7 protein-coding genes are annotated in these 7,005 nt (G+C 34.6%); all 7 read left to right on the top strand.

Annotation, left to right across the window (positions count from 1 at the left end; translation table 11 throughout):
* Positions 1-224 precede the first annotated feature (224 nt).
* The 7 genes from ACI4WO_RS08585 to ACI4WO_RS08555 all read left to right on the top strand — a co-directional run bounded on the left by ACI4WO_RS08585 (position 225) and on the right by ACI4WO_RS08555 (position 6,994).
* Entirely contained in the window at positions 225-1,430 is a 1,206-nt protein-coding gene (locus tag ACI4WO_RS08585) for an RtcB family protein (RefSeq protein ID WP_439807147.1), read from the top strand.
* Between the two features lie 2 nt (positions 1,431-1,432).
* Positions 1,433-1,597, top strand: a complete 165-nt coding sequence (locus ACI4WO_RS08580) for a hypothetical protein (protein WP_439807146.1) — start codon at positions 1,433-1,435, stop codon at positions 1,595-1,597.
* Between the two features lie 90 nt (positions 1,598-1,687).
* Complete coding sequence (locus tag ACI4WO_RS08575) at positions 1,688-2,122, top strand: hypothetical protein (protein ID WP_439807145.1); 435 nt, start codon at positions 1,688-1,690, stop codon at positions 2,120-2,122.
* A 255-nt stretch (positions 2,123-2,377) separates the two neighbouring features.
* The gene (locus ACI4WO_RS08570; RefSeq protein WP_439807144.1) at positions 2,378-2,623 is read left to right on the top strand and encodes a TM1266 family iron-only hydrogenase system putative regulator; all 246 of its coding nucleotides are present in this window, start codon (positions 2,378-2,380) and stop codon (positions 2,621-2,623) included.
* 21 nt (positions 2,624-2,644) lie between these two features.
* Positions 2,645-4,096: a [FeFe] hydrogenase H-cluster radical SAM maturase HydG gene (hydG, locus tag ACI4WO_RS08565; protein WP_439807143.1), complete on the top strand. Its 1,452-nt coding sequence runs from the start codon at positions 2,645-2,647 to the stop codon at positions 4,094-4,096.
* A gap of 21 nt (positions 4,097-4,117) precedes the next feature.
* Positions 4,118-5,305, top strand: a complete 1,188-nt coding sequence (hydF, locus tag ACI4WO_RS08560; RefSeq protein ID WP_439807142.1) for a [FeFe] hydrogenase H-cluster maturation GTPase HydF — start codon at positions 4,118-4,120, stop codon at positions 5,303-5,305.
* A 114-nt stretch (positions 5,306-5,419) separates the two neighbouring features.
* Positions 5,420-6,994: a transglutaminase domain-containing protein gene (locus ACI4WO_RS08555; protein ID WP_439807141.1), complete on the top strand. Its 1,575-nt coding sequence runs from the start codon at positions 5,420-5,422 to the stop codon at positions 6,992-6,994.
* Positions 6,995-7,005 lie beyond the last annotated feature (11 nt).

The raw sequence follows: 7,005 nt of genomic DNA, 5'->3' as shown, positions 1-7,005 counted from the left end.
AAATGATATAATACAAAACATATTTAAATGAAAGGATGGTGAATTCCATGTTAATAAGAATATTTTATAAAACCAGACAAAAAATTAATACGTTACAGCAGAAGCATGGGGTTTGCCTGCAAACTATTTTTGTGCGATAAAATATAAGCATAAGAATTATTATAGATGCACTTCTGTTTAAAGCAGGAGTGCATTTTTTTGCGGCAAATCCGGAAAGGAACATTATGATTATTTTAAATGGAAAATATAATTTTGCAAAAATATTTACAGATATTATTAATGAAGATGCCATTTCACAAATTATAGCATTATGTAATCAGTCAATCAGTAAAGACTCAGATATACGCATTATGCCGGATGTTCACGCCGGAGCAGGATGTACGATTGGTACGACCATGACAATTAAAGACAATGCCGTTCCGAATCTTGTGGGAGTTGATATCGGATGCGGAATGGAAACCGTAAAGCTTAAGGAAAAGCATATAGAAGTTATGAAACTTGACAAGCTTATTTATGAAAAAATTCCCTCAGGATTTAATATCCGTGATAAGGCTCACAGATACAGCGAAAAAATTGACCTGACAAAGCTTTACTGCTACGAGTATATTAATCCGCTGCTTGCAGAAAAAAGTATTGGTACTCTTGGAGGAGGAAATCATTTTATTGAAGCTGATAAAGGAAGTGACGGAAGTGTTTATATTGTGATTCATTCCGGTTCACGTCATCTTGGAGTTGAAACTGCAAAATATTATCAGCAAGAGGCATATAAAAAACTAAATAAATGCTCGGAAAATGAAATTAATGAGCTAGTCAATAAGCTTAAATCTGAAGGTAAAGAAAAGCAGATACAGGCAGAACTGAAAAAACTTGTCAATACCAAGCGTACAGATATTCCAAAACATCTGGCTTATACTGAAGGCGAACTCTTTAAGCAATACATTCATGATATGAAAATTGTTCAGGAATTTGCAATGTTAAACCGTCAGGCGATGATGGATGAAATTATAAAGGGAATGGGACTTCATATTGAAGAGCGTTTTACTACTATTCACAATTATATTGATACTGAAAATATGATTCTTCGCAAGGGCGCTGTATCAGCACAGAAAGGAGAATGTCTGCTGATTCCAGTAAATATGAGGGACGGTAGTCTGCTATGTACCGGAAAAGGAAACAGGGACTGGAATTTTTCTGCTCCCCATGGTGCCGGAAGACTTATGTCACGTTCTCAGGCAAAAGAAACATTTACAGTATCTGAATATAAAAAACAAATGAAAGGAATTTATACGACATCGGTTAATTCGGGAACACTTGATGAATGTCCTATGGCATATAAATCAATTGATGATATTGTAAATAACATAGGTGATACTGTAGAAATTAATGATATTATAAAGCCAGTTTACAATTTTAAGGCAGGGGAGGAATAATAATGAAAAAATTTGTTCCCTATGAAAAAATGAGTAAAAAAGAAAAGCACCGTGTTGATTCAGAAAAGCGTCGTGACTGGCAGGGAATTAACCCTGTTACTCGAATAGCTGATACAGACAGAAAAAAGTATAAAAGAAAATCAAAGTATCCTGAAACATTTGAATAAATAAATTTTATATAAAGATGATAATATAGTATTTTTTTATTTGTATCGGTCATACTAAACAAAGATTATATTTTGTAAAGGAGAATAGCTATGATAGAAGACGATACAATAAAATTGCTTAGAGAATGCGATGCAGGTATTAAAATGGGAATTTCATCTGTTGATGATTCTTTGAAATATGTTCAAAGTTCTGAACTGAAAAAATTTCTTGAAAAATGCAGAAATGACCATGATGAAATACAAAAAGAACTTGAAAAGCTGCTGAATGACTATCATGATGACGGCAAAGAACCTCCGGTAATGGCAAAAGGAATGTCGTGGATAAAGACAAATTTTAAACTTGCAGTTAATGAGTCCGATCAGGCAGTTGCAGAATTTATAACAGATGGCTGCAATATGGGTATAAAATCCTTGTCGCATTATCTGAATCAATATAAAGCAGCTGATGAAAAATCAAAGGATATTGCCCGGAAGCTTATTAATATTGAAGAAAGAATGGAAGCTGATATAAGAAAATATCTTTAAAACTGCAAATAAAAGTTATAAAAATATTGACAATTACTACAAAATATGATATAATACTTGTAAATATTTGTAATATATTTTAAAATTCCTGATTATATTTCTGTGCAGGATTAATATGTTTTTTCTGTTTTCGGGCTGCAAGGATTATTCTGAGCAATCGGCTTACAGTTTTTTGGATATTATATTATCTATAAATGCTGATATTATGCCTGGTTACATAACCGGGTATTTTATTTTATATGAAAGGAAATAGCAATGGAAAAAAGAATAGCTGTTCTGGCGGTTATAATTAATAATCTTGAAGCATCTGAAAGCGTAAATGAGATACTGCACGGCTTCAGTGACATAATAATCGGACGTATGGGTATTCCTTACAAGGAAAGAGGTGTTTCTGTCATATCCGTTGTTGTGGACGCTGATACCGATACAATCAGTTCTTTAACCGGAAAGCTTGGAAAAATAGACAGTGTTTCAGTTAAAGCGGCAATTTCTAAAAATTAAGCAGAATGGAGATTTTTTATTATGTATAACAGTAAATCATGCAAAGCAGAGGAATTTATTGATAATGATGAAATTCTTAAAGTATTAAAGTATGGCGAAGAAAATAAAAACAATACAGAGCTTGTTGATTCCATACTTAAAAAGGCAGAAACCCTCAAAGGTCTTGACAGATATGAGGTATCAGTACTTTTGTATGCATGCGAAAACGAAGAGAATAAACAGCTTCGTGAAAAAATTTTTGCAATGGCAAGAAAAATCAAGGAAACAATATATGGTAAAAGAATTGTTATGTTTGCACCTTTATATGTTTCAAACTACTGTATTAACGGATGCAAGTACTGTGGTTATCACTGCGGTTCCGGCATACGCAGAAAAAAGCTTACTCAGGAAGAAGTGGCTGAAGAATGCCGTGCAATTGAAGCTATGGGACATAAGCGTATAGCAATGGAATCCGGAGAAGATCCGAAAAACTGTGATATTGATTATATTCTTGAATGTATGAAAACAGCTTATGCTACTAAAAACGGCAATGGAGAGATAAGAAGAATCAATGTAAATATTGCGGCAACAACTGTCGAAAATTATAAAAAGCTTAAAGAAGCAGGCATAGGTACTTACGTTCTATTTCAGGAAACATATCACAAACCTACATATGAAAAGCTTCATCCGTCAGGTCCTAAGAGCGATTATGATTATCATACTACTGCCCACGACAGAGCAATGCTGGGCGGAATAGACGATGTGGGTATAGGCGTTCTTTACGGACTTTATGAATATAAATATGAAGTAATTGGTACTATGCTTCATGTAAAACATCTTGAAGATACCTTCGGAATAGGTCCTCATACAATCTCAATTCCGAGAATCAGATGGGCTGAGGGAGTTGATCTTAGTCTTTTCCCGAATATTGTAACTGATGAACAGTTTAAAACAATTATCGCTGTTTTGCGTCTTGCAGTTCCTTATACTGGAATGATTATTTCTACAAGAGAAGAAAAAGATTTCAGAGACGAAATAATTTCTCTGGGAATTTCTCAGACAAGCGGCGGTTCATGTACTGGAGTAGGGGGATATGCTCAAAGACTTAACAACGGAAACTGTGACAGCAGCTGTGACGATCAGAGTACAGCACAGTTTAAGGTTTCTGATGAACGATCAGAGGCTGAAGTTTCAAAGGCACTTTTGAAAAATGGTTATATACCAAGCTTTTGTACTGCTTGTTACCGTGCCGGAAGAACAGGCGACAGATTTATGCAGCTTGCAAAAACAGGAAATATTTCAAACTGCTGTCTGCCCAATGCTATGCTTACTCTTGCTGAATACGCTCTGGATTATGGTGACGAAGAATTCAAAAGCCTTACATTTGATGTCATCAATAGAGAGCGCAATAATATAAAGGAAGAAAAAGTAAAAGTAAAATTTGATGAATATCTTGAAAAAATCAAGGCAGGCGAACGTGATTTCAGATTTTGATTAATTTAAAGGAGCAGTCTTATGATTTCAGAAATTAACCAGACCCCAAAAGCTCTGAGAATACATATAGGAGTATTCGGAGATACAAATGCCGGAAAATCAACATTTATAAATGCCGTGACTGGTCAGGATATTGCCCTAACTTCTCCTGTTGCCGGAACAACAACAGATCCTGTTTTTAAACCTATGGAGCTTATACCGTTAGGTCCTGTAGTGTTTATTGATACTGCTGGACTGGATGATAAAAGTGAGCTTGGAAGTGTAAGGGTTCAGAAATCTATTGAGCAGCTTGGCATCTGCGACGCAGCAATTCTGGTGGTAAGCAGTCTTTCGGAAAGTATAAACTCAACGGAAAAATATGTCTGTAAGATAAAAGAAAAAAATATACCGTATATTATTGTGGTAAATGAAATAAATGATAAAAAATGTAATATTGATTTTTCAAGTCTTTGTGAAACGGTGATATATGTAAACCTGAATCAGAAAAATGGTATAGATGATGTTAAAAATGCCCTTATAAATCTTCTGAAGGACAGAATTGAAACTCCTGTGCTTACTGCCGATCTGGTTAATCCCGGAGATCTTGTAATGCTTACAGCTCCTCAGGATATTCAGGCTCCTAAAGGCCGTCTGATTCTGCCGGAAGTTCAGGTGCTGAGGGACTTGCTTGATAATGGCTGCATGGTAATGACTGTTACATCTGAAAACATTCATTCTGCTCTGGAAAGTCTGAAAAATCCTCCGGCACTTGTTGTTACAGATTCACAGATTTTCCGTGAGGTCAATAATATTATTCCTGATGATATTCCGCTGACATCCTTCTCACTTTTAATGGCAAAAATAAAAGGGGATATCAAAAAGCTTATTGAAAGTGCAAAAGCTATTGATACTCTTCAAGACGGAGATAAAGTTCTGATTTTGGAAAGCTGTTCCCATCATGCTCTGGACGGGGATATAGCAAGAATTAAAATACCTGCTCTTTTAAGGAAATATACTAACAAGAATATACAGATAGATAATATATCAGGTCAGAAAATACAGACCGATATAAGTCAGTATAAGCTTGCAATTCACTGTGGCGGCTGTATGATTAACAGAAAAGCAATGCTTGAAAAACAGAAAGCTTTTGAGGATGCAGGAGTCCCGCTTACAAATTTCGGTGTTTCTATTGCATATATGAACGGTATGCTTAAAAGAGTATGTTATTAAAAAATTATGATAAACCTAAAAAGTTATTGACATTTGAAGAAAAGCATTGTATAATATGTTCAAAGATATATAGACGGGGATAAAGGTAAATAGTCTGAGAGGAGGGTTTATATCATGAAACATGATATAAAAATTTCTATTAAAAAGTTTACCATTAGTTTATGGACCGTTTTGTTATTTACTGTTTCCGTTTTAAGCGGAAGAGGGGACTGGGCAATTGTATCCGGAATTGAAGCAGCTGCCATTGATATTACATCAGAAAATGAAATCATAGACGAAACCATTTGCTTTGATGCTGAGGATTATAAATGGTCGTCCGGATTATCTTCAGGTGTAACCTGCCTGTATAATGAAAATACATTCAGTTTTTATGATCAACTGGATGATAACAACAAATCAGCGTATGATGCTATGAAAATCTGGCTTGAGCCTACTACTGAGGAGTTTTCTGTAAGCCTGCCGGATCCTGTTTCATATGAAACTTCCAGTACAAATATGTCTTCATGGGATGATGACCAGAAAACGGAATTCTGGACGATTGTTTTATCTACAATAAGAGATGGAGAGCTTGCCCTGGATTATGATTATCCGGAACTTTTCTGGCTTGATACAAGTCAGATAAGCGTTACATTAAGTAATGTAAAAAACGGATACAGCTTTATGACCAGAAAATATACAATGACAATTTCTGAACTGAAATTAAAAGGTGCAGTTAAGGAAGAGTACACAGATGTTGAAACGGCAGCTGAATTCAAGCAGACCTATGATAATGCAGTAAGCTCTTTTGAAGTCAAAGGTGATGATAACTACAGCAAGATCAAATATATTCACGATTCAATTGCAAATACTGTAAATTATGATTTATCAGCACCATACCATGATACAGCTCTTGGATTTTTTATTGAACCATATAGTATTGTATGTGAAGGATATTCAAAAGCTGTAAAAATACTCTGCGATAAGGAAAATATACCTTGTATTGTTGTAATTGGAAATGTAAATACTGAAACAAATTTTGCACATATGTGGAATTATATTCAGATGGAAGACGGTAACTGGTATGCCCTTGACTGTACATGGGATGATCTGGACGATGACAGCAATCCTATAAAGTATCAGTATTTTTTAAAAGGTTCTGAGAGTTTTAATACCAATCATACCCCTGATACGGAATACATATCAACTTCGTTTACATATCCTCAACTGAGTGAAAGTGATTATGTATATTCATCAGATGAACCTGAAATAACAACATCTGTTACATCAACAACTGTTACAGAAAGTACTTCTGAAACTGAAACTACAGTCTTGTCAACTTCTGAATCAGTGACACAAAAATCCACATCTTATACAGTTACTTCTGTTAATACATCTGTTTCTGAAACAGAATCGTATGACATTACTGAAATAACAACAATATCTGTTGTTACAACAGTAAATACTGCTACATCTACATCTGTTTCATCTGTAAGTGAAACAGTTCCCGAAACTTCCAGTCAGGAAACAGTAATTAAAGGTGATTTTAACTGTGATAAAATAGTTAATGTTTCTGACCTTGTAACTTTGCAGAAAAAGCTTCTTGGAATTATTGAAATTAATGATTATGATTTTGAAGCTGAAATGAATGATGACGGAAATCTTAATATTTTCGACTGGATAGATTTAAGACGTCTTATTATGAAAACATGATTTTTTCCGGT

Origin of the sequence: Porcipelethomonas sp., assembly GCF_051893655.1 — a bacterium.
Classification (GTDB): Bacteria; Bacillota; Clostridia; order Oscillospirales; family Ruminococcaceae; genus Porcipelethomonas.
Note: the sequence above shows the minus strand (reverse complement) of the source record. Positions and strands in the feature narration are given on the sequence as shown.